This window comes from Cognatishimia sp., assembly GCF_964229375.1.
Classification (GTDB): Bacteria; Pseudomonadota; Alphaproteobacteria; order Rhodobacterales; family Rhodobacteraceae; genus Cognatishimia.
The window spans coordinates 1-21,542 of record NZ_CAXREH010000102.1 but is presented as its reverse complement, the minus strand read 5'-3'; the positions used below and the strand labels follow the sequence as shown (position 1 = coordinate 21,542).

Genomic DNA, 21,542 nt, shown 5'->3' with positions numbered 1-21,542 from the left:
CGGGAAAATGTGGGTATCATCGATATCTCGAACTTCGCCAATTATGTGATCAAAGGTCCGGGCGCGTTTGAGTGGCTGGACAAGCTGATGGCCAACAAGATCCCGACGGTTGTTGGCCGCTCTTGCCTGACCCCGATGATTTCGGTGCGCGGTGGGGTGTGTGGTGATTTCACCATCACCAAAGTCGCAGAAGACGAATATATGATGGTCGGGTCAGGCCTTGGTGAACGCTATCATCAGCGGTTCTTCCAGATGGTTGATCTGCCCGAAGGCACCAGCTTTGAGATCGCAACCGACCGGATAGCGGGCTTTAACATCGCCGGTCCGAAATCGCGTGCCATGCTGCAACGTATGACAAACGCGGATCTGTCCAACGATGCGTTCCGGTTCATGCGTTCGCAAACCATCGAGGTCGGTGGCGTGCGCTGCCTAGCCATCCGCGTGTCCTTCACCGGCGATCTGGGCTGGGAACTGCATTGCGCCGAGAGCGATCAGGTCAGGCTTTATACAGCGCTGATTGAGGCCGCAAAAGAGTTCGGGGGTGGCCCTGTTGGCGGTCGGGCCCTGGGATCTTTGCGGATCGAAAAGGGATACGGAAGCTGGAGCCGCGAGTACTCGCAAGAGTATTGGGCGCATGAGGTTGGTCTGGATGGTCTGGTCAAGCTGGACAAGGATTTCTTGCACAAAGACGCCTATCTGGCTGTGAAAGATCAGGCGCCGCGCGAAAAGCTGTGCTTCTTCGAAATTGACACCCCGCATAACGCGGATGCGGCAGGCGGTGAGCCGATTTTCACGCCAGACGGCCGCTCGGTTGGTCGGGTATCTTCGGGAGCCTATGGCTATACCGTCGGGAAATCCTTGGCCGTTGGATTTGCCAACCCAGAGGTCGCGGGGCCGGGGGATGACGTTGAGGTGATGATCCTTGGCCTGCCTCACAAGGCGCGTATTCTTGAGGAACCTGCGTTCGACCCAGCCGGCGCGCGCCTTAGGGCGTGACCTGTTCGGCACAGGCCATCAGCCAGTCTTTGAACAGCGTGGCTGATGGCGACAGACCGTTTTTGAAGGTTGCATAATAGGTCCAGGGGCTTGGGCAAACGACGCCCAACGGCTCGATCAGATCCCCGCGCTGCAAGAGTTTCATCGCGAGCGATTTCGGCGCGACGACAACCCCTGCGCCAGCTGCGGCCAGTTCCAGTGCGGCAGTGGTCGAATTGCATTGAAACCCAACCCCGACGCGGGTTTTCGACAAACCCAGCGCGCCACACATCGCGTCCCAGTATTCCGGCCGACCCAGAATATGGATGGCGCGTTCTTGGTGCAGGGTGTCGCGCGACAAGGCTCCGTAGTTTGGCGAGGCAACCAGCACCAGCCGTTCATCCCATAGCTTGATGTCCTGCGTCCCGACATCGTCCTGATGCGCGATGGTGATCGTGATGTCGCTGGCATTTTCCTGAAGATCTGCCCAGACAGTACTGTTGAGCGCCAGCTCGATCTTTGGGTGCTGGGCATGAAAAGACGCCATCACCTGAGGGATCCAGGACTCCGTCAGGCTGACAGGGCAAGAAACAGTGACTGCGCGCGAGCTGTTTTTGGTGATCAGGGACGCCGTCGCCGTATCGATATCCTGCAACGCGCGTTGCACCGACACCAGATATCCTTGGCCCACATCTGTCAGGGTCAATGACCGCGCGTGCCGCACGAACAGCGGGCGCCCGATATAGTCCTCGAGGCTGCGCACATGGTTGCTGACCGCGGCTTGCGTGCAATTCAATTCCTCTGCCGCGCTGGTAAAGCTGAGATGGCGCGCCGCGGCCTCAAAGGACCGCAGAAAGGAGAGATGTGGCAAGGATTTCATGGTCTAAGTCCTAGGAAAGCGAACCAGAAAAAGCAATTTCAATTCTGGGGTGTGCCTGATGCAGGAAAAGGTGTCAGAAAGAACACGATCTTCAATATCCTATATATAAGTCGTGAAAATCGGACTTAACCTTTTTACAAAGATTAAGCTGATTGATGAGTGATGTTTAAGTTGGTGCAAAGGATTTTGACTTTGCGTGAAATTAAAGCGAAAGAATTTACATGTTAAAGAAAACTAGATTTACCCTTTTAGCTCCGGCTGCCTTCAGCTTGGCGGCATGCGGTGGCGGCAGCGGATCATCGCTGGATGCGATCTTCAGCAGTTTTTTTGTGCAAGACTGGAACGCATATGAAACGGCGGCGACAAACTTGCTGGCGAACGTGCGGTACTCGGTCCAGAACGCGACAGGACTCTACGATACGGATGGCGACAACACCTTAGACACAAGGTTGATTAGTCACCCGATCCGAAGCACAGGCATTCAATACGCGCACGCGGCTGGGTTGACGGGCCAAGGTCAATTCATCGCGGTTTCCGACGATGGCTTCCGCCTGACTCATGAGACAATTTCCGATGATATCGACTCTGTGCATGGCACGCTCACAGACCAAAATCACGGTACAGCAGTGTCCTCTGTTATCACAGGCGATTCCACCATAATGGTCGGTGTCGCGCCCAACGCCGAGTTGATGGTTAGCGATTGGGATCAGGCCGATATGGCGCTACTCGGGCAGGCGGCGTTGACCAAAAAGGCCGTCGCTTGGAATAATTCCTGGGGATATACAAACTCCAACACCAGCACGTCGTTCTTCAATGGGATTTTCAGCGGTTCTGACGGTACCGCTTATTTGCAGGCCCTGCGTGACTATAGCGCCTATGGAAATGTGATTTTTGCCATCGACAATGATGCGGGGCGTTCGACAATCGGTTTGATGGCAGGTCTGCCCATCCGTGTGCCCGAACTTATTGATGGCTGGATCGCGGTTGTGAACGGCATTGCGACGACTAGCGGGCATGACGTGACCGATGTGACGCGCGTGTCGGGCGCATGTCTTGAGGCGGCGCAGTGGTGCATCACCGCAAGCGGTACCTGGTATGCGGCCACGAACACGGGCGATAGCACCTATGCTTACACAACGGGATCGTCCTTTGCAGCGCCTACGGTTGCCGGGTCTTTGGCTTTGCTGGCCGAAGCCTTTCCGGATTTGAACCCGCATGAGTTAAGGCTGCGCCTTTTCGCGACTGCGGATAAAACCTTTACCGGCTTTTCAAACGATCAGGTTGTCACCTTGGCACCGGGCTATGAAAGCGCGGTGGATACTGAATTTGGTCATGGCTTTTTGGACGTGGCACAGGCCTTGCAGCCTATTGGCCGCATGACGGTCATTTCTGATGACAACCAAACGATCGACGTCAGCCAGCCTTTGGTGCAGTCGGGCACCGCTGCGGGTACGGCCATTGCATCGGCTCTGTCCGACATCAAGTTGCACGCAACGGATGTGTTCGCGGGGGCTTTTGCGATCAATGCGGATACGCTTGTTCAAACGGCCAACGCCAGCGCGTTTTTTGCCGATCAAACGCTCGCTCTGAACGGCACCGAAGCCTATGAGCGGACGCTGTCCAGCGCGATCTTTGATCGTGATCCAACGGTGCAGAACTATTTTGGTGACATTCATCTGGCCACCTATCTGCCGCAACATTCCGACGAAAATGAAACCGCAGGCTTTTCTATCGGACAGCGTCGTCCGACGTCCTTTGGCCATGTGGATTGGCAGGCGGGTGTTGGATCTGACAATGGCGCGCTGTTGCCGATGTGGCAGAACGAAGAGGGGCAGGATCTGGCGTCGCTGGGGTTTGCCATGACCTCGGCATTGTCTGATACATCAAGCTTGCAAGTCAGCGCCGTCATGGCGACCGCGCCGGGACGCGGCAACACCAGCTCGATCTTTATGAACAGCAGCGAGATTTCGTATACGCAGGCGCAGGTGTTTGATCGCAATGATCGCCTGAAACTGTCGCTGCGCCAGCCCTTTGCGATCACGTCCGGCTCGACCGATTTGACCATCGCAACGAACAGCGGCGGAAGCTATCAAATGCAGACTTTCGCCGTGGATTTGGCGCCCGCCAAACGTGAGATGCAGATCGCGTTGGACTATGAGATCGACGTTGCGCGTGACACCGAGCTGATGTTGTCTTTGGTGCACGCTATGAACCGCGGTCATTTGGCAGGCAAAGAAGAATCCGGTGTCTTTTTCGGATACCGCAAATCGTTCTAGCCTAATCAAACGGCAAATCTTTAAAGGCAGGCCAGTGGCCTGCCTTTTTGCTTGAGTTTTCCGGTCCCTCGTGATCCTTCTGGCCGCAGGTTTACGAGGGTGGTGACTGTTATGATCCTGTGTTGTGGCGAAGCGTTGATTGATATGATCCCGGTCAAGACGGCTGGCGGAGAGGGGTTTGAACCCCACGCCGGAGGTGCGATCTACAACACTTCAATTGCTTTGGGCCGGCTGGGGACAGATGTCGCAATGGTGACCGGACTGTCGAATGATCTGTTTGGCCAGCAGCTGGATGCAGGGCTTCGGGACAGTGGCGTGGATACCTCGTTGGTTGTCTATGCAAACCGCCCGACGACACTTGCCTTTGTGAAACTCGTCGAGGGTCAGGCGACCTATCTTTTCTATGATGAAAATTCTGCCGGTCGCATGCTGAACCCTTCTGATTTTGCAGACGTGCCAGAGGCTGCCAAAGCCCTCTATTTTGGCGGCATCAGCTTGGCCTGCGAGCCGGGCGCGGCTGCCTATGCTGCGCTATGTGAGGCCGAGGCCGAGCGCCGCCTGATCATGATCGATCCAAACATTCGCCCGGGCTTTATCACGGATGAAGCCGCCTATCGCGCGCGGCTGTCGGCCATGTTCGCCAATGCCGACATCGTCAAAGTGTCTGACGAAGACCTTGCGTGGATCACAGGGGGCGAGGGAGCGTTAGTCGATCAGGCGCGGGCGTTGCAGGCACAGGGGCCAAAGGTGATCATCGTGACCCTTGGCAAAGACGGTGCGATGGCGCTTTTGCCGGACGGCACCGAGGTCAGAGTGGCCTCTCAACCCGCCGAGGTGGTCGATACGGTTGGCGCAGGAGACACGTTCAACGCAGGCGTGCTGGCGCAGCTTTCACGCATGGGTCTGGTGTCAAAACCGGCAGTCGCCGCCATAACTTCAGAGCAGATGGAAGAGGTGCTTGGGTTTGGCGCAAAAGTTGCGGCCGTGACAGTTTCGCGGGCAGGTGCAAACCCGCCATGGAGCCACGAACTCTAGGGGTCGTTTGGACGTTTCCACAGCAGTCGAGCGGCAATTGGCGCTCCGATAATCACCAGCACAATGCGGGTGATGTGATGCGTGATGACATAGCTTAGATCGCCCCCCGCAAGGATTGTCACAATGGTCAGCTCGGCCTGCCCCCCGGGTGCGAACGCCAAAAGCGCGTTCACGGGTTCAGCCAGACCAAGATGCGTCACGGCCTGCGCAAAACCAGCCGCAAGTGCCGTCAGGACCAGCATAAACGCCATGCCCGCGACGACGACCCGACGCATTTCGGACATGGTTACCCCGACGTATTTCGCGCCAATCGTGGCCCCCAGGAAAAACTGCGCGGCAAGGATGGCTTCGGCCGGTGGGCGCGAATGGATCAGGCCCGACAGCGACAGAACAGCCGACACGATCAGGGGTCCGAGAATTGAGGATCCGAATAGTCCGATGCGCTCGCCTCCTTTCCAGCCAACCCAGGCGGCCAGCACCATCAGGCCCATTTCATGCAACGGCAGATCCCGCGCGGGCAACCCGATGGGGTTCGTGAGCGGCGTGTCATACACCTGCGTCATCAGAATTGGGGCCGCGACGATGATCACCAGCACACGGGTGGCATGGATCAAGGACAAAATCCGTGCGTTGCCGCCAGCTTCTTCGCCAAACAGGATCATATCCTGAAGCCCGCCCGGCATGGCCGCATAATATGCTGTCGGCGCATCAAATTTGCAGAAATACCTGAAGAACGGCACGCCGATCACGCCGATCACCGCGATATAGATCGGGATCAGGGCTACGGATCCGGCCATGCGCGGCAGGTCATTGACTACGTCAGGCGTGATCGAACAGCCAATGGTGACGCCAAGAATTGTTCGGGCGGCTGCGCTGACCTGACCGAAACCACTAAGTTTTGCGCCCAGCAAAGCCGTCGCGAGGCAGGCGCTCATTGGACCAAAGAGGAACGGCAGCGGTAGCCCTAGCAGCCAGAACAGACCTGCACCAATGGCGGCAATGCCAAAGGTATTGAGCTGCGAGCGCGACGGGCGAAAGAACATAAAACCAACTTTACCGATACCACCCCTTTGGATGTATCAGAGGTGGCATGGAACACAAGGCGGGCGTAATACGCCTAGGCTGCCGAGGTCATGCCGCGTAAAGGCCTTCGATCGCATCCCCATAGGCTTCGGTGATTTTCGAGCGCCGCACTTTCATGGTTGCGGTGACTTCGCCGTCGTCGTGATCCAGCTCTTTCGGCAAGAGCCAGACTTTCTTGATTTGCTCGACGCGGGCTAGGTTTTCGTTTCCTTTGGCCACCTCTTTGTCGATCAGGTCTACGATGTCGGGATTTTCCGCCAAAGACCGGAAGGTTGTATAGGAAATCCCCCGCCCTTCGGCCCAGAGGCGCACGGTGTCAAAATCGATCTGGATGAGCGCTGACACATAGGGACGCTTGTCGGCAATGACGATGCATTCCTTGATATAGGGACTGGCCTTCATGGTGTTTTCGATCAACGACGGCGTCAGGTTCTTGCCCGCGGCGTTGATCATGATGTCCTTTTTGCGGTCCACGATCGAGAACGACCCGTCCGGCAAGGCTTCGGCCACGTCGCCGGTGTGAAGCCATCCGTCCACCAATGTCGATGCCGTGGCCTCGGCGTTTTTGAAGTACCCTTTAAAGACAATCGGTCCCTTCACCAGCAATTCGCCGTCGTCCGCGATCTTGGCCTCCATTTCATCAGGGAAAAACCCGACGCGTCCGTCACAATCGCCCCAGTCCGGCTGAATAGAGGCCGCTCCAGAGGTCTCGGTCATGCCCCAGATCTCGCGGATATTGACACCGATGCCGCGCAGAAAGGTCAGCAGGTCTTCGGAAATCGGAGCCGCGGCGGAAAGGGCGATCTTGACCCGCCCAAGCCCCAGATAGGAACGAATATGGCGATAGACCAAAGCATCCCAGATCCGATTGGCCGCGCGCTGAGACAGCGACCACTGGCTGCGCGGTGTTTTGCTTCGGGTCTGTGCCGAGAGCAGCGCAAGTTCGGTCAGGCGTCGCTGCACGGGGTTGGCGGTTTTGATCTGCACCAAAAGGCCCGCCTGCATCTTTTCCCAGATACGCGGGACGCCAAAAAACAACTCGGGCGCGACATCGCGCAGATCCAGAGTAATCGTCCTGAGGCTTTCGCCAAAGTTCATCGTGCGCCGTGCGGACAGGCAGTTCACCACGGTCATATTCTGCTCGGCCACGTGGCACAGGGGAAGATAGCTGAGAATATTCACATCCGATGGCAGCCCTTCGAACAGATCCAGGGTCAACCGCATAGAGGCATAGAAATTGCCGTGGCTGATCTCGGCGGCTTTCGGGGCACCGGTCGAGCCTGATGTGAACACCATCAGTGCGGTGTCATCTGGTGACACGGCGTCTCCGCGTGCTTGGATATCGGCTTGGTGCGTGGGCAGTTTGACCTGACCCATCGCCTGCATTTCATCAATGGACGTTAGCTTCAGATAGGTTTCGTTGCGCAAGCCTTTGGGGTCAAAAACCACAAGCTGGCGCAGGGTTTTGGCGCGCTCGCCCAGTTCCGTGATTTTGTCGAATTGCTCTTGGTCCTCGATGAATAAGACTTCGGTTTCCGAGGCATTCACCAGATGGTCAATCTCCGCAGCAGGGCTGGTGGGATACATGCCCACGACGATGGCGCCAACCGCTTGGGCCGCAAACTGGGTTAACACCCATTCCTGGCGGTTTTCAGAAAGAACTCCCACTTTGTCGCCGGGTTTGACGCCAAGTTCGATCAGGCCCGAGGCCAGCTCTTTGACGATGGCGTCCAGGTCTGACCAGGTGATTTCATTCCAGACGCCAAAACGTTTCTGGCGGATCGCAACCTTGTCCGGCGTGCGGCGGCTGTGGTCTGCGATCACCTGAACCGATGTGCGGAAACTGTCCTTGCCAAAATCGTGCATCGCGTTCCCCTAACTTAACCAGCGTTTGCGGCGCTTGTAGTGTTTCACATCGCGAAAACTCTCGCGGGTTTCGCCTTCGGTCGCGACGCCAAGATAAAAGCTGCGTACGTCCGGATCATCGCGCAGCTTTGCGACGTCGCCTTCCATGACGATCTGACCGCCTTCCATGATGTAGCTGTAGTCGGCCACGGAAAACGCCACGTTTGCGTTTTGCTCGACCAGCAGGATCGAAACGCCGTCTTCGGCATTCAGGCGCTTCACGGTGTCAAAAATTTCAGAGATGATCTTGGGCGCAAGCCCCAAGGATGGCTCGTCCATCAGGATCATCGAAGGCCGCGCAACCATCGCGCGTCCGAACGCCAGCATCTGTTGCTCTCCGCCCGACAGATACCCCGCAATCTGCTTGCGCCGCTCTTTGAGGCGCGGAAAAAAGTCGTAGACGCGGTCATAGTTTGGGCGGACATCGCGACTCCGCAGGGCGTTTGCCGCAGCGATCAGGTTTTCCTCGACGGTCAGTTCCGTAAAGATCCGGCGCCCTTCGCGAATATGAAACAGCCCCTCGTGCACTAACGCGTCGGGGCTAAAGCTCTCGACCGGTTTGCCTTTAAAGGTGATCCGGCCTTCGCGAATGCGGCCATTTTCCAGTTCCAGCAGGCGGGTCGCTGCCTTTAGCGTAGTTGTTTTGCCCGCGCCGTTAGACCCCAGCAACGCGACGATTTTGCCTTCGGGCGCTTCCAAAGACAGACCGCGCAGCGCTTGGATTGTGTGGTGGTAGACCACCTCGATGTTTTCAATGGTCAGCATGTCGGGCTTTCAGGCAGAAAGCGCTCCCGCCAGGGCGGGAGCGCGGTAGAGTTACACAGTTAGCCAGTCAGATGTCGGTGTGAACAGACGGCTTTCGGCCGAGTATTGATAGACGCGACCAACGCCGACCTTGTTGTTTTCAACCGAGATCTTCGGACCGAAATAGCCGCCCAGATCTACGTCTTTGATGGTCGCAACAGCGGCTGCAAGATTATCTGCGGTTGGCGCTTTGCCCATATCCGCATTGCGGCGCAGCGCGATGGTCAGGATGTCGAGCGACGCAAACGCCTGAATGCCCCATGTCGGGAAATAGTTCTCAAGAGGTGTGCCCGCCAAAGCCACTTTGGACATCGCAGCGATCTGCTGCAGGCGCGGCGCGTTTTCCGTGTCATAGGAATAGCGATACGGCATGACCCCCTGATAGCCCTCAAGGAACGGTCCAGCTTCGGCTGTCACACGGTCGGCAATCAGCTTTTCCATGCCCCAGAAGGTGCCCATAAATTTGGTGGTCAGACCAAACTGACGTGCGCCACCAATAAGCTGCGGCCAGACGCCGGTCACATAGCCCTGCAGGATACAATAGTCAGGGTTGGCCTGCGCGATCTTGGTCACATGGGTGGGAATGTCTGCGCCCTGCGGCTTGGTGGATTCCACAAGCACGACCTCAAGCCCCAGTTCCGCGGCTTTGGCCTGACCTGCTTTGATCGGATCGGTGCCAAACTCGGTGTTGGAATGCACAAAGGCCACCGTCTTGCCACCCTTGGCCGCAATGTCTTGCAGCAGGATGTTGAACTGGTCTTCATAGGTCGGGCCAGACATGAACTGATAGGGATGGGTTTCAGGGTTGGCCAGTTCTGTGGCAAAGGACGTCGAGGTCATCATCCGCGCCTGTTCGCCTTTCAGTTCTGGGCCGACAAGTTTCATAAATCCGGTCGAGTCCCCATAATAGGCGACAACCTTCTCGCCCTCGGAGGCCAAGAGACGCTGATAATTCGCCAGCGCATTCTGGGGCACATAGCCTGAGTCCTCGGTCGAGAATTTGATCTTGGTGCCGGCGATGCCGCCTTCGTCGTTGATCAGTTTCTCATAGAGGCTGAAGGCCGGCGCGATCAGCTGACCTGCGGTGGCAAATGGGCCTGTCAAAGGCAAGGACGCGCCGATAATGAATTCGCCTGACATCGCACGCAGATAGGCGGGCATACCAAGGGTCGCCGTGCCGGCAGCTGCGCCTGCAAGGACGCTTCGCCGTGTCATATTGAACTTAGTCATAATTTCCTCCCAGTTGTTTATCCGCGGGCAAAGGGCCAGCGGTTTAAAGCGCGAAACACCCGGTCTGAGATTTGAGTCATTCCCAGGGGTTCGAACATAATGAATCCGATAATCAGCAAGCCAAAGATGATCTCTTGCAATGGTGCGCGGAACTGTGCGGCTTCGATTGAGTCACCGGCAATTGCCGAAAGCACGACTTTCAAAAGTTCGGGTGACAGCACGATCACAAGAACACCAAAAACGGGGCCCATGGTACGGCCCATGCCCCCGACAATCAGTGCCGCGACAAGTTGCAGAGACAACAAAAGCTCGAACTGTTCAGGCAGCACCCGCGCATAGAAATAGGCCATCAATGCTCCGGCCAAACCACAGCATGCGGCAGAAATCGCAAAGCTGGTCAGTTTGTAGTGAAACAGGGAAATGCCAAGAATTTCAGCGGAATAGTCTCTTTCTCGGATGGCAATAAAGGCGCGGCCAACGCGCGTGCGGAACAGGTTTTGTACCAAAAGAACGGTGGCAAAGGCCATGACCGCAATCAGCACAAAGACTTCGCGTTGGGTGTCCAGAACCCATCCAAAGATGCTTGGGTCCACGGTTGTCAGCCCGGTTTTCCCACCTGTCCAGGGGGCAAATGCGTCCAGTTCAATCAGGAAAATAATGATGAAATTCGCGCTCAGCGTGGCGACCGCCAGATACACACCTTTGACCCGAAGCGACGGCAGGCCAACGATCAATCCAATCACAGCGGCAAGGGCCATCGCGCCGGGGATGGTTAAAAAGGGTTGCAGCCCGTCGGAAATTGAAAGCGCAGTGGCTGCATGGTGCAGCAGCGTCACGCCATAGGCTCCGATTGCGACGAAGGCCGCATGGCCCAGTGACATCAGCCCCGTATAGCCGGTCAGAACGTTCAGGCCGACGACGGCAATGACCATGATCCCAACCTGACAGGCAACGAGGATGATATAGTCGTTTGCGAAAATCGGTAACAGCGCCGCGAGAGCTGCGAGGCCCCAGATGAACGAGACCTTATAGCGGTTGTCGGCGATCTTTTCATCCGCCGCGTAGGTGGCTTTGAGGTTGCCGTTAATCATATGCGTTCAATCTCTTTTTGCCCCAGAAGCCCGTGTGGGCGGATCAGGATAACGATCAGAACCGCGACATAGGGTGTGATTTCGACCCAGTCGCCGCCCAATTGCCACTGGGCCAAGGCCTCGAGGATGCCCACGGCCATGGCCGAGATGAACACGCCGACAAAACTGTCGAGCCCGCCCATCAAGACAATCGCAAGAACCGAAAATCCAAACAGCCCCAATGCCGGAGAGACCCCGTCGCGTGCCGCCAGGATCGCGCCCGCGATTGCGCCGGTGGCGGCGGCCAGCACCCAGGCGTTCGCAAAGACGCGCGGCACGGAAATACCCATGGAATAGGCGGTGGATTGATCCTCGGATGCTGCGCGCATGGCCACACCTGACGATGAGCGCCGCAGCCAGATCACGATGGCCGCAAAGATCAAAAGAGCCAGCCCCATGCTGACAAGATTTGCGCCAAAGATGAAAACCTTTGAGCCGAAGACCTCGAACCGAAGGGCCGGGTTCGGCGCAAGGTGCGGCACTGATGCGGCATCGCCTGTCCAGATCATGCTCTTCGCGCCAGAGAGAACCGAAATCAGACCGACTGTTATCATGATCATTGCAAAGTTCGATTGCCCCAAGAGGGGGCGCATCAGGAACCGCTCGATCAGGCGCGCCAGAAGTGCAGATCCGATGATGGCGCAGATCAGCCCAAACACGATCCGCGGCAGTTTCTCGAGCCAGGCCAGCCAAGCGGCTTCGGGCGAGAACATCTGCGCGCTGGCTTTTGCTTCGACCAACCAGGCAGGCGTGAACAAAAGGTCCGGAAACCATGGCGCAGCAGGCAAGAGGACGGCGAAGGTGTAGTACAGATACGCGCCGATCATGATGACATAGCCATGCGCAAAATTCACAACCCGCGTCGCCTTATAGATTGCGACGATCCCCAACGCGATCAGCGCATAGATCGCGCCCGACATCAGCCCATTGATCGCAAACTGCAAAAACTGACCCATTATGCTGCCTGCCCCAAATAGGCGTCGATGACGGCTTGGCTCTGCGCGATTTCCGCGGGCGTGCCCTGTGCAATTTGCTGTCCAAAATTCAGCACGACGACTTGCGAGCAGATATCCATGACCATGTGCATGTCATGCTCGACCAACAAAATGGTGGTGCCGAATTGTTCTTGAACGTCCAGAATGAACCGCGCCATGTCTGCGGTTTCCTCGCGGTTCATGCCCGCGACCGGCTCGTCCAACAACAGCAGTTTCGGCTTCATCGCCAGGGCGCGGCCCAGCTCGACGCGCTTTTGCAACCCATAGGGCAGCGCCGTAATCGGAGCCTTGCGCACATGGTCGATTTCCAGAAAGTCGATAACGCGCTCTTCCAGATCGCGCCGCAATTCCAACTCTTCTTTCTGGGCGGATCCAAAATACCGCAGCGCCGACCAGACATTGGCGTTCAGGCGCGTATGGCAGCCCAATTTGATGTTGTCCAAGACAGTCATGCCACGAAACAGAGCGATGTTCTGAAAGGTGCGCGCAATGCCCAGTGCGGCACGGGCATCAGGTTTTAGGGCAGAGACATCCTGCCCTTCGACACGCACGCGACCGGTGTCTGGCTTATAAAAGCCGGAAATCACGTTGAACAAAGAGGTTTTACCAGCGCCGTTTGGCCCGATGATACCGGTGATCTCTCCGGGGGAGGCCTCAAAGCTGACACCCTGCAGCGCACGGACACCACCGAAGGACAATTGAATGTCTTCTACCTTTAACAAAATATCCCTCCCGATGCCGGCGCGCCTGAAGGGGCGTTTGGCATATTGACTTTAGGCTAAATTACCTGACTATAAAGTCAAGTCTGCGACTTTCACTTCCGAAACGAGGGACTATGGTGCGGCCCGAACAATCCGAATCCACAGCCGGGGGATCTATGCCAAAGGGTGGCGCGCAAGGCGCGACAACAACCTCTCCGTTCAAGCGAGATGCCCTGCGCATGCGCAAGGTGGACTATATTCGACAGGTCGCCAGCGATCAGTTCAATCGCAAAGGATTTGACGCGACTTCGCTGGATGATGTCGCGGATATCATTGGGATTTCAAAGCCTTCGATCTACTACTACTACAAGAATAAATCCGAGCTTTTGCTGGATTGCTACACGCGCACCCTGGACATCTGCGAAGCGCTGGCGGACGAAGCGCAGGCGCGTGGCGGCACGGCACTGGACAAGTTGTGCTTCTTCACCCGCGAGCTGATCTATCTGAATTGCGCCCACGGCTCGATTGCTATCGTCAGCGAAATCAGCTCGGTCCCAGAGGCCATGGTCGACGCGCTGCGCAAAAGAAACACGGCCCTCACCGAAAAACTGCTCAAGATGACCAAAGACGGAGTCGCCGACGGCTCGATGCGGGCCAATATCGGCAAGCCAACGATCTATTTCATCATGGGCGGCGTGAACTGGATCCCCCGCTGGCACCGTGAAGACGGATCCATGACGCCAGATGCTTTGGCGGATTCATACACAGAATTTCTGATGCACGGGGTTGCGGCGGAATAGGCGGTCGGTTCCGGCGCATTTGACGGAGCCTAGTACAGCATGGCGACCCCGGTAGGATTCGAACCTACAACCTGCCCCTTAGGAGGGGGCTGCTCTATCCAGTTGAGCCACGGGGCCGTTGGGGGTGTCTTACTCTAGTGCGCTGCGCCGTACAATTCGGTTGCGCCTCGAGAACAGTCTTCGCTTACATTGCTCAACTCGAATGTGTTTTTCTTGCTTAATTTTGCAGTGAGTGGAAGTATCGCGCCGTTAATGAGTGGCAATTCCAAGAACGCAAGTTGGGGCTTCGGGGGGAAGAATGAGACGAGTATTGATGTTGGCTGCCTTGGTATGCAGCTTTTCTGGCATGGCGCGGGCCTTTGATGTGACCGGCGGGCATGTCGGGTTTCAGTTTGGTGCCCTTAGTGTAAATTCTGCGCCCCTCAGTGGGGAAAACACGGCAGTGTCTGGTGGCGTCGATATGGCGTTTGGTCCAGACTTCAGCCTGTCCGTTGCCCTTAACGCGATGAATCCACCGATTTTGCTGGGTGCCGGCGATGCGAATGTGCTGTCGATGCAAGGTACGTATCAGGTGTCGGATGCGGTTGCGCTGGGGGTGTTTGCTGATCGCTATTGGGCGCGCGGGTCTACGTTTTCAACGCAGATCATTACGCATTTTGGGGTCGAGGCGACGGCCCAGATCGATCCCTTCAGCATCACGGCCTTTGTCGCGCGCGGACGCAATCAAGTGGGCGTGACGTCCGATGCTTATGGCATCGATGCGGGGCTGACCTTGGACAACGGCTTTGATTTTTCGCTGTTTTATCGCAACGAAGACGTCGCGGGGCTGACCGCGCGTCAGTATGGAGTCCATATGGGCTATCTGATTTCGCGCGGATCAGCGACGCCGGTTTATATGACCGCTTCTGTGGCAAATGCCGATTTCACGTTCGGTGAAAACCGCCTATTCCATCTTGGGATCACCATCCCACTGGGCAATAGCCGGCCTAAGGGCGCGCGCTTTTTCCATCGTCATTCTCCAGAGGTTGATATCTTCAGCTATGTCGGTCGAGACACCTCGCCTTGCACTTGCCCCTAGCTTCAGAGACGATTGCAGGGTTTAAAGCGCGTTTGAGGACTTCAAACCCATAGAAATAGCGGCTACACCCAACAGCGACTTTTGCCTGTTGGGACTGTACTATGTCGATGAATAGCTTTGGCCATCTTTTCCGCGTCACCACTTGGGGGGAAAGCCATGGCCCTGCGCTGGGCGCAACCGTTGACGGCTGCCCGCCCAATGTCGAGATTTCGCCCGAGATGCTGCAGGTGTGGCTGGACAAGCGTCGCCCTGGGCAGAACAAAAACACCACGCAGCGCAACGAGCCGGATGCGGTCAAAATTCTGTCGGGCGTGTTTGACGGAAAATCCACCGGCACGCCTATTCAACTGATGATCGAGAACACCGATCAGCGCAGCCGCGATTATGGTGAGATTTCCCAGACGTTCCGTCCGGGTCATGCGGATATCACCTATCACCAGAAATACGGCAATCGCGACTATCGCGGCGGCGGGCGCAGCTCGGCGCGAGAAACTGCGGCGCGGGTGGCTGCGGGCGGTGTTGCGCGCGAAGCGATCAAGGCTCTGGTGCCCGGATTGGAAATCAAAGGCTATATGACCAAGATGGGCGCGATGGAAATTAATCGCGACAGCTTTGACTGGGACGCTATTGATCAGAACGACTTCTGGATCCCACAGGGAGCAGAAGACGCGCAGAAATGGGAAGACTATCTGCAGGCGCTGCGCAAGAATCACGACTCGGTGGGTGCTGTGATTGAGGTTGTGGCGCGGGGTGTGCCTGCGGGGATCGGCGCGCCGATCTATGGCAAGCTCGACACTGATCTGGCGGCGGCCATGATGTCTATCAACGCGGTTAAGGCTGTTGAGATCGGCGAGGGCATGGCGGCAGCGGGGCTGAAAGGCTCTGAGAATGCGGACGAAATTTTCCTCGGTGAGGACGGTCACCCGGTTTATTCCTCCAACCATTCCGGCGGCATTCTTGGCGGTATTTCCACAGGACAGGACGTCGTGGTGCGGTTTGCCGTTAAACCGACGTCTTCGATTTTGACTCCGCGCAAGTCCATTCGCATCGACGGCAGCGCAACCGAGGTCATCACCAAAGGACGTCACGACCCATGTGTCGGCATCCGCGCGGTGCCGGTGGCCGAAGCGATGATGGCCTGTGTCATACTGGATCACCTGTTGCTGCACCGTGGTCAGGTCGGCGAGAACCAAGGTCAGATCGGCTGATGCAAGCGCTTCGCGCCCAGCTGCGCGCAATCATCAAGCGCGAGATGGAGCAGGATCCGGCGCATGACATTGCGCATCTGGATCGGGTCTGGGCCAATGCGCATCGCATTGCCACGTCGGAGGACAACGTAAACCTGCGGGTATTGCTGGCGGCGGCGTATTTCCACGATTTGGTCAACCTGCCCAAAGATGCGCCAAACAGGTCCGAGGCCTCGACGCTGTCCGCCGTCAAAGCCGCGCCGTTCCTGCAGGATCTGGGCTATACGCCGGATGAGATCACAGCCGCCCAGCATGCGATTGCCGCGCATAGTTATTCCGCAGGAATTGCGCCCGAAAGCTTTGAGGCCGAAATCCTAAGAGATGCGGATCGGCTGGATGCGCTGGGGGCCGTTGGGATCGCGCGTACGTTCATGGTAGCGGGCACGATGGGGCGGCCGCTTTTGGATCCAAACGATCCTTTTGCTGCGGCGCGTCCCTTGGATGACCAGCTTTGGTCAATCGACCACTGGCACCTAAAACTGCTTCAGCTGCCACGTGAAATGGTCACCGAAAAAGGGCGCAAGATCGCGGCAAAACGAGCGCGGTTGATGCTGGCATATCTCAGGCAATTGGCCAAAGAGATGGACACCGAGCTTCCCGACCATTGGGCCGAGCTTTTGACGTGATCGACATCCTCTATATCGTTTTGCCAATTTATCTGGCGATTACGTTGGGGTTTGGCCTGGTAAGACTAAAAGCATTCAGCCCAGAGGATATGAAAAGCCTTGGGCGGTTCGTGTTGAATGTGGCGTTTCCTGCCTTGATCTTTCACGCAATGGCGACGCGACCCTTGGCGGATGTTCTGAACACGGATTATATGCTGGCCTATGCCGTGGCGGGGCTGGGGATTTTGGGGGTTTCCTATGGGCTGTTCACCAGCCTGGGATGGGATGCCCGAACCCGAGCCGCTGGGGTGATGGGGGCAAGCTGTCCGAACAATGGGTTCGTCGGATATGCGTTCTTTTTGTTGACGATGCCCGATTTGGCGCCGGTCATTCTGGCGCTGAACCTGTTGGTTGAAAATCTGCTGATTGTGCCCATTTGCCTGATGCTGTTGCGCGGTGCAGAAGCATCGGGCCACGGCGGGATCGCGCGGCTGGCACGCATCTTTTGGTCTGTTCTGAAGATGCCTTTGATTGTCGCCTTGATCCTCGGCACGTTGGTTAACCTTTCGGGCGTGCAGTTGCCGGTATCTGTGATGACCTTCGTTGGCATCCTTGCTGCCTCGGCAAGCGCCTTGGGATTGGTCGTGATCGGAGGATCACTGGCCTCTTTGCCGCGCGGGACCAATCTGTCTCAGGCGTTTCTGGTGACGGTCGGGAAAATCCTGATCTTTCCTGCAATCGCCTTTCTGAGCGTGACGGCGCTGAGCGGTCTTGGCGTTCTTGTGTTAGACGACACCATGCGCGCGGCCTTGGTTCTGTCGGCCTCGATGCCGACGTTCACGATCTTTGTGGTCTTTGCCCAGCGTCTGCAAATGGAAGGCTTTGCCAGTCTGGTTCTGTTGGGCACGACGACAAGCGCCTTTGTATCCCTGAGCCTTATTCTGGTTTGGATGACCTGACCTCTTGCCTTTCCAACCAGTGAGGCGCATGGTCAGGGCACACTCCAAAGGACAATTTTATGGCCTCAAGTCGCGGTATCCTGTTCAAGGTGGTCGCCTTGTTTCTATTCTCGATTATGGCGTCTTTGATCAAGGCTTCGGCGGCGCATGTCCCGGCCTATCAGGCGGTGTTTTTTCGGTCCTTTTTTGCGATGCCCGTGATTTTGATCTGGCTGGCGCAGCGCCATGATCTGCGCACTGGTTTGAAAACCAAAAACCCGCTCGGGCATCTTTGGCGCGGTCTTATTGGGACGACGGCCATGGCAATGGGGTTTTCGGCGCTGGGCATTCTGCCTTTGCCAGAGGTCACGGCAATCGGCTTTGCCGCGCCCCTGTTTACCGTCATCTTGGCCGCGTTGCTGCTGGGCGAGCGATTTCGCCTGTTCCGGCTGGCGGCTCTGGCCATTGGTCTGGTGGGGGTCGTTATCATCATCGCGCCTCGGCTGACGGTGTTTGACCTTGGCGGGGTCGAAGGAGTCTTGCTGATGGGTGCCTTGCTTGCGCTGGGCTCGGCCTTTTTGCGGGCGCTTGCGATGGTGCATGTGCGGCGTCTGGTCAAGACCGAGGAAACCGCAGCGATTGTGTTTTACTTCTCCCTGACAGCAACCTGCGCGTCGCTAGCGACCATTCCTTTTGGCTGGGTCTGGCCAGAACCCAGAGAGTTCATCTTTTTGATTTCAGCCGGGCTGGTTGGCGGAGTTGCGCAGATTTGTCTGACGACAGGCTATCGCTATGCACAGGCCAGCACTCTGGCGCCGTTTGACTATGTGTCGATGTTGTTTGCGCTGGTGATCGGCTATTTCATCTTTGCCGAAGTGCCGACGGCCGCGACGCTGTTTGGTGCAGCGATTGTGATTTTTGCGGGCATTCTGATCATCTACCGCGAACACAAACTGGGTCTTGTGCGCGGCAAAGCCCGTCCGACTATGACCCCACAGGGCTAACAAAAAAGCCGGGCGCGGGGCCCGGCTTTGATGTGAAATCTTTGGGAGGGCTTAGGCGCGCACCAGCGCCTCATAGCTTTCCGCGATGTCGCGTGTGATGTCGCCAACCTCGAATGTGTGCTCACCAATCTGCCCGACAGGCGTCACTTCGGCGGCGGTGCCTGTCAGCCAGCACTGCTCAAAGGTGCCAAGCTCTTCGGGCATGATGTGACGTTCATGCACGGTCAGGCCTTTTTCTTTCAGCATCTCGATGATGGTCTGGCGCGTGATACCGTTCAGGATCGCATCAGGGATTGGGGTGTGCACTTCGCCGTCTTTGACGAAGAAGACATTTGCGCCGGTCGCCTCGGCAACATAGCCGCGATAGTCATAAAACAGCGCGTCCGAGCATCCTTTGGCTTCGGCAGCGTGTTTGGACATGGTGCAGATCATGTATAGGCCAGCGGCTTTAGCAGCGGTTGGGATCGTCTCGGGTGATGGACGTTTCCACTTTGCGATGTCCAGCTTTGCGCCTTGGAACTTCGCGTCCCCGTAATAGGCGCCCCATTCCCACACGGCGACGGCCACGCGGACAGGGTTCTTGGAAGAGGCGACGCCCATGTCGTCGCCCGCGCCACGCCATGCAACAGCGCGCACATAGGCGTCAGACAGGCCGTTGGCCTCTAGTGCCGCGTATTTCGCAGCTTCGATTTCCTCGACAGTGTAAGGGATCGGCATGTCCAGCATCTCGCCGGATTTCAGCAGCCGTTCGGAATGCTCGACGCTTTTGAAGATTTTGCCGTTATAGGCCCGCTCACCTTCAAAGACCGAGCTTGCATAGTGCATGGCGTGGCTCAGAATGTGGACGTTTGCAGAACGCCAATCCACCAGTTCGCCGTCCAGCCAGATCTTGCCGTCGCGATCATCATATCCACCTGCCATGAGACACCTTCCCTTGTCTTGAGCTTAAAACTCTTTCATTTACGTCCGATCCGGTCATAAATGACTCCAAAACTGGAAATCGCTACCAATTCACTCTTGGAGTGTCAACAAGGCTGACGTACTGTTGGTGGCAGGCTTGCAAAGATAAGAACGGGTCAAAGACTATGGGCGACAGTTACGGCGGAGAAAGCCTGCTTTTTCTGACTGACGAGCAACTTCGTCAGGGAATCGAGGCGATGTATTTCGCGTATCGAGGTTTTACCGCAGACCCTGACCGCATTTTGGCGACAATGGCCTATGGGCGGGCGCACCACCGGGCAATCCATTTTATCAACCGCGCGCCGGGAACCACCGTTACGAATTTGCTGGATATTCTGGGCGTCACAAAACAGTCTCTCAATCGTGTTTTGCGTACCTTGATCGAAGATGGTCTGGTCGAGAGTCATGTGGGCAAGACCGACAAGCGGGAACGCAATTTATTTCTGACCGAAGAGGGCGTGGCCCTTGAGGCGCGACTGTCTGATGCACAGCGCGTGCGGATGCGGGCGGCCTATCGCGATGCAGGCCCAGAGGCGGTCGCCGGATTTCGACGGGTGCTTGAAGCCATGATGGACACCGAGATGCGTCGCAAGAATGATACCTTAAGGGATAGGGGAGCATGATGGACCTAGAGCCACATCTGCTGATCGTCGATGACGATGAGCGCATACGGGGATTGTTGCAGAAATTTCTGATGCGGAATGGGTTTCTGGTGTCTGCTGCCCGAGATGCTGCGCATGCGCGGCGGATCCTGTCTGGCCTTGAATTTGATATGATCGTTCTGGACGTGATGATGCCCGGCGAAGACGGGGTCAGCCTGACCCGCGCGATCCGTGAAACCTCGAAGACGCCGATCATGCTGCTGACCGCCAAAGGCGAGACCGAAGATCGCATCACCGGGCTTGAGGCCGGTGCAGATGATTATCTGAGCAAGCCGTTTGAACCCAAAGAGCTCTTGCTTCGGATCAACGCAATTTTACGCCGGATGCCAGAGAAAACCGAAGCGGATCTGGTGCCCAAAGTTCTGAACCTTGGCCCGATCCGCTATGACATCGAACGCGGAGAGATGTGGCAGGGGGATACACCTGTGCGGCTGACCGCGACGGAAAACCAGCTGATGAAGATCTTTTCGGCCTGCCCGGGCGAGCCGGTCAGTCGCGCGAAGCTGGTCGAAGACCTTGGACGCGATCGCGGACAGGCGCAGGAGCGGGCGGTGGACGTGCAGATCACCCGGTTGCGGCGCAAAATCGAAACGGATCCAAAGCAACCACGCTATCTGCAGACGGTGCGCGGTGCGGGCTATATGCTGGCCCCTGACTAGGGCCGGACGTGAGGTCGCCGCAGGCGCGGCGAGGCCTTCGGCGAGAGTATTTTGGACAAGATGAAAGGGGCGCGCGTGTCGACTGCGGTTTATTTCCATGAAGACGGTCTGAACCATGTGACCCCTGCGGGCCATCCCGAGCAGGTGGCGCGACTTGAGGTGATTTCAGCGGCTCTTGATGCAATCGATGGGCTGGATCGGCGCAGTGCGCCGTTGTGTAAGGATGCTGACATTCTTTTGTGTCATCCGCAGTCTCATCTGAATGCGATCTTGTCGGCTGCACCTGCGCGGGGGTCGGTGGCCGTGGCTGCGGATACGCATTTGTCACCGGGTTCGGTCGCGGCGGCGCGTCGTGCGGTTGGCGCCAATTGGGCTGCGGTGGATGCGGTGCTGGCAGGGGACGTTCAGAACGCCTTTGTTGCGATGCGCCCGCCGGGCCATCACGCGGAACAGGAAACGCCGATGGGGTTTTGTCTGTTTGGCAATGTGGCCATCGCTGCGAAACATGCGATGGAGCGTCATGGGCTGACCCGGGTCAGTATCGTTGATTTTGATGTCCATCACGGCAATGGCAC

At 57.1% G+C, this 21,542-nt stretch carries 20 protein-coding genes, 1 tRNA gene and 1 pseudogene; 12 read left to right on the top strand and 10 right to left on the bottom strand.

Features of this window, described 5'->3' with window-relative positions; translation table 11 throughout:
• Positions 1 to 996, top strand: a 996-nt coding sequence (locus ACEQWH_RS08015) for an aminomethyltransferase family protein (RefSeq protein ID WP_370229522.1), incomplete at its 5' end; no start/stop codon positions are given.
• Here the strand turns inward: ACEQWH_RS08015 and ACEQWH_RS08010 are convergent.
• A complete protein-coding gene (locus tag ACEQWH_RS08010) occupies positions 986 to 1,855 on the bottom strand; it encodes a LysR substrate-binding domain-containing protein (RefSeq protein WP_370229519.1) in 870 nt (289 codons plus the stop codon). The genes ACEQWH_RS08015 and ACEQWH_RS08010 overlap by 11 nt on opposite strands.
• 221 nt (positions 1,856 to 2,076) lie before the next feature.
• Between ACEQWH_RS08010 and ACEQWH_RS08005 the strand changes: the two genes are divergently transcribed.
• Together ACEQWH_RS08005 and ACEQWH_RS08000 are read left to right on the top strand one after the other, a co-directional pair.
• A complete protein-coding gene (locus ACEQWH_RS08005) occupies positions 2,077 to 4,131 on the top strand; it encodes a S8 family peptidase (protein WP_370229518.1) in 2,055 nt (684 codons plus the stop codon).
• Positions 4,132 to 4,242: 111 nt separating this feature from the next.
• Positions 4,243 to 5,166: a carbohydrate kinase gene (locus ACEQWH_RS08000; protein ID WP_370229515.1), complete on the top strand. Its 924-nt coding sequence runs from the start codon at positions 4,243 to 4,245 to the stop codon at positions 5,164 to 5,166.
• Here ACEQWH_RS08000 and ACEQWH_RS07995 read toward each other — a convergent pair.
• From ACEQWH_RS07995 to ACEQWH_RS07965, 7 genes are all read right to left on the bottom strand, one after another.
• The gene (locus ACEQWH_RS07995; RefSeq protein ID WP_370229514.1) at positions 5,163 to 6,209 is read right to left on the bottom strand and encodes an AbrB family transcriptional regulator; all 1,047 of its coding nucleotides are present in this window, start codon (positions 6,207 to 6,209) and stop codon (positions 5,163 to 5,165) included. The genes ACEQWH_RS08000 and ACEQWH_RS07995 overlap by 4 nt on opposite strands.
• 88 nt (positions 6,210 to 6,297) lie before the next feature.
• Entirely contained in the window at positions 6,298 to 8,115 is a 1,818-nt protein-coding gene (locus ACEQWH_RS07990; protein WP_370229512.1) for a long-chain fatty acid--CoA ligase, read from the bottom strand.
• 9 nt (positions 8,116 to 8,124) lie between these two features.
• A complete protein-coding gene (locus ACEQWH_RS07985; protein WP_370229509.1) occupies positions 8,125 to 8,919 on the bottom strand; it encodes an ABC transporter ATP-binding protein in 795 nt (264 codons plus the stop codon).
• Between the two features lie 51 nt (positions 8,920 to 8,970).
• The gene (locus tag ACEQWH_RS07980; RefSeq protein ID WP_370229507.1) at positions 8,971 to 10,188 is read right to left on the bottom strand and encodes an ABC transporter substrate-binding protein; all 1,218 of its coding nucleotides are present in this window, start codon (positions 10,186 to 10,188) and stop codon (positions 8,971 to 8,973) included.
• 17 nt (positions 10,189 to 10,205) lie between these two features.
• Positions 10,206 to 11,279: a branched-chain amino acid ABC transporter permease gene (locus tag ACEQWH_RS07975; protein ID WP_370229504.1), complete on the bottom strand. Its 1,074-nt coding sequence runs from the start codon at positions 11,277 to 11,279 to the stop codon at positions 10,206 to 10,208.
• Positions 11,276 to 12,274 (bottom strand): branched-chain amino acid ABC transporter permease, encoded by a 999-nt coding sequence (locus ACEQWH_RS07970; RefSeq protein WP_370229502.1) that lies wholly within the window; start codon positions 12,272 to 12,274, stop codon positions 11,276 to 11,278. Before ACEQWH_RS07970 ends, ACEQWH_RS07975 begins: the two co-directional genes overlap by 4 nt.
• The gene (locus ACEQWH_RS07965) at positions 12,274 to 13,038 is read right to left on the bottom strand and encodes an ABC transporter ATP-binding protein (protein ID WP_370229523.1); all 765 of its coding nucleotides are present in this window, start codon (positions 13,036 to 13,038) and stop codon (positions 12,274 to 12,276) included. The genes ACEQWH_RS07970 and ACEQWH_RS07965 overlap by 1 nt, the downstream gene beginning before the upstream one ends.
• A gap of 110 nt (positions 13,039 to 13,148) precedes the next feature.
• Here ACEQWH_RS07965 and ACEQWH_RS07960 point away from each other — a divergent pair, with 110 nt between their 5' ends.
• Positions 13,149 to 13,814: a TetR/AcrR family transcriptional regulator gene (locus ACEQWH_RS07960; protein ID WP_370229501.1), complete on the top strand. Its 666-nt coding sequence runs from the start codon at positions 13,149 to 13,151 to the stop codon at positions 13,812 to 13,814.
• 40 nt (positions 13,815 to 13,854) lie between these two features.
• On the opposite strand, the gene ACEQWH_RS07955 is transcribed toward ACEQWH_RS07960, so the two are convergent.
• Positions 13,855 to 13,931, bottom strand: a tRNA-Arg gene (locus ACEQWH_RS07955).
• Positions 13,932 to 14,112: 181 nt separating this feature from the next.
• On the opposite strand from ACEQWH_RS07955, the gene ACEQWH_RS07950 reads away from it, so the two are divergent.
• The 5 genes from ACEQWH_RS07950 (at position 14,113) to ACEQWH_RS07930 (ending at position 18,686) form a co-directional block, all read left to right on the top strand.
• Positions 14,113 to 14,892: a hypothetical protein gene (locus ACEQWH_RS07950; RefSeq protein ID WP_370229498.1), complete on the top strand. Its 780-nt coding sequence runs from the start codon at positions 14,113 to 14,115 to the stop codon at positions 14,890 to 14,892.
• Positions 14,893 to 14,993: 101 nt separating this feature from the next.
• The gene (gene aroC / locus ACEQWH_RS07945; protein ID WP_370229497.1) at positions 14,994 to 16,100 is read left to right on the top strand and encodes a chorismate synthase; all 1,107 of its coding nucleotides are present in this window, start codon (positions 14,994 to 14,996) and stop codon (positions 16,098 to 16,100) included.
• Positions 16,100 to 16,765, top strand: a complete 666-nt coding sequence (locus ACEQWH_RS07940; protein ID WP_370229495.1) for an HD domain-containing protein — start codon at positions 16,100 to 16,102, stop codon at positions 16,763 to 16,765. The genes aroC and ACEQWH_RS07940 overlap by 1 nt, the downstream gene beginning before the upstream one ends.
• Entirely contained in the window at positions 16,762 to 17,703 is a 942-nt protein-coding gene (locus ACEQWH_RS07935) for an AEC family transporter (protein WP_370229492.1), read from the top strand. The genes ACEQWH_RS07940 and ACEQWH_RS07935 overlap by 4 nt, the downstream gene beginning before the upstream one ends.
• A gap of 59 nt (positions 17,704 to 17,762) precedes the next feature.
• A complete protein-coding gene (locus ACEQWH_RS07930) occupies positions 17,763 to 18,686 on the top strand; it encodes a DMT family transporter (RefSeq protein ID WP_370229491.1) in 924 nt (307 codons plus the stop codon).
• Positions 18,687 to 18,737: 51 nt separating this feature from the next.
• Here the strand turns inward: ACEQWH_RS07930 and ACEQWH_RS07925 are convergent, their stop codons facing one another.
• Positions 18,738 to 19,607 carry a branched-chain amino acid aminotransferase gene (locus tag ACEQWH_RS07925; RefSeq protein ID WP_370229489.1) on the bottom strand — a complete coding sequence of 290 codons (870 nt, stop codon included), beginning with the start codon at positions 19,605 to 19,607 and terminating at the stop codon, positions 18,738 to 18,740.
• 164 nt (positions 19,608 to 19,771) lie between these two features.
• On the opposite strand from ACEQWH_RS07925, the gene ACEQWH_RS07920 reads away from it, so the two are divergent.
• The 3 genes and pseudogenes from ACEQWH_RS07920 to ACEQWH_RS07910 all read left to right on the top strand — a co-directional run.
• Positions 19,772 to 20,269, top strand: a complete 498-nt coding sequence (locus ACEQWH_RS07920; protein WP_370229487.1) for a MarR family winged helix-turn-helix transcriptional regulator — start codon at positions 19,772 to 19,774, stop codon at positions 20,267 to 20,269.
• Positions 20,266 to 20,967, top strand: a complete 702-nt coding sequence (locus tag ACEQWH_RS07915) for a response regulator (RefSeq protein WP_370229485.1) — start codon at positions 20,266 to 20,268, stop codon at positions 20,965 to 20,967. The genes ACEQWH_RS07920 and ACEQWH_RS07915 overlap by 4 nt, the downstream gene beginning before the upstream one ends.
• A 75-nt stretch (positions 20,968 to 21,042) precedes the next feature.
• Positions 21,043 to 21,542, top strand: a pseudogene (locus ACEQWH_RS07910) (histone deacetylase family protein); the annotation flags it as partial.

Bases quoted from the DNA above. Each gene is read 5' to 3' on its own strand.
- aroC (WP_370229497.1), top strand. From the start codon at position 14,994: ATGTCGATGAATAGCTTTGGCCATCTTTTCCGCGTCACCACTTGGGGG.
- ACEQWH_RS07990 (WP_370229512.1), bottom strand. From the start codon at position 8,115: ATGCACGATTTTGGCAAGGACAGTTTCCGCACATCGGTTCAGGTGATC.
- ACEQWH_RS07940 (WP_370229495.1), top strand. From the start codon at position 16,100: ATGCAAGCGCTTCGCGCCCAGCTGCGCGCAATCATCAAGCGCGAGATG.
- ACEQWH_RS07930 (WP_370229491.1), top strand. From the start codon at position 17,763: ATGGCCTCAAGTCGCGGTATCCTGTTCAAGGTGGTCGCCTTGTTTCTA.
- ACEQWH_RS07960 (WP_370229501.1), top strand. From the start codon at position 13,149: ATGGTGCGGCCCGAACAATCCGAATCCACAGCCGGGGGATCTATGCCA.
- ACEQWH_RS07975 (WP_370229504.1), bottom strand. From the start codon at position 11,279: ATGATTAACGGCAACCTCAAAGCCACCTACGCGGCGGATGAAAAGATC.
- ACEQWH_RS07915 (WP_370229485.1), top strand. From the start codon at position 20,266: ATGATGGACCTAGAGCCACATCTGCTGATCGTCGATGACGATGAGCGC.
- ACEQWH_RS07950 (WP_370229498.1), top strand. From the start codon at position 14,113: ATGAGACGAGTATTGATGTTGGCTGCCTTGGTATGCAGCTTTTCTGGC.
- ACEQWH_RS07985 (WP_370229509.1), bottom strand. From the start codon at position 8,919: ATGCTGACCATTGAAAACATCGAGGTGGTCTACCACCACACAATCCAA.
- ACEQWH_RS07925 (WP_370229489.1), bottom strand. From the start codon at position 19,607: ATGGCAGGTGGATATGATGATCGCGACGGCAAGATCTGGCTGGACGGC.
- ACEQWH_RS07920 (WP_370229487.1), top strand. From the start codon at position 19,772: ATGGGCGACAGTTACGGCGGAGAAAGCCTGCTTTTTCTGACTGACGAG.
- ACEQWH_RS07980 (WP_370229507.1), bottom strand. From the start codon at position 10,188: ATGACTAAGTTCAATATGACACGGCGAAGCGTCCTTGCAGGCGCAGCT.
- ACEQWH_RS08010 (WP_370229519.1), bottom strand. From the start codon at position 1,855: ATGAAATCCTTGCCACATCTCTCCTTTCTGCGGTCCTTTGAGGCCGCG.
- ACEQWH_RS08005 (WP_370229518.1), top strand. From the start codon at position 2,077: ATGTTAAAGAAAACTAGATTTACCCTTTTAGCTCCGGCTGCCTTCAGC.
- ACEQWH_RS07995 (WP_370229514.1), bottom strand. From the start codon at position 6,209: ATGTTCTTTCGCCCGTCGCGCTCGCAGCTCAATACCTTTGGCATTGCC.
- ACEQWH_RS08000 (WP_370229515.1), top strand. From the start codon at position 4,243: ATGATCCTGTGTTGTGGCGAAGCGTTGATTGATATGATCCCGGTCAAG.
- ACEQWH_RS07970 (WP_370229502.1), bottom strand. From the start codon at position 12,274: ATGGGTCAGTTTTTGCAGTTTGCGATCAATGGGCTGATGTCGGGCGCG.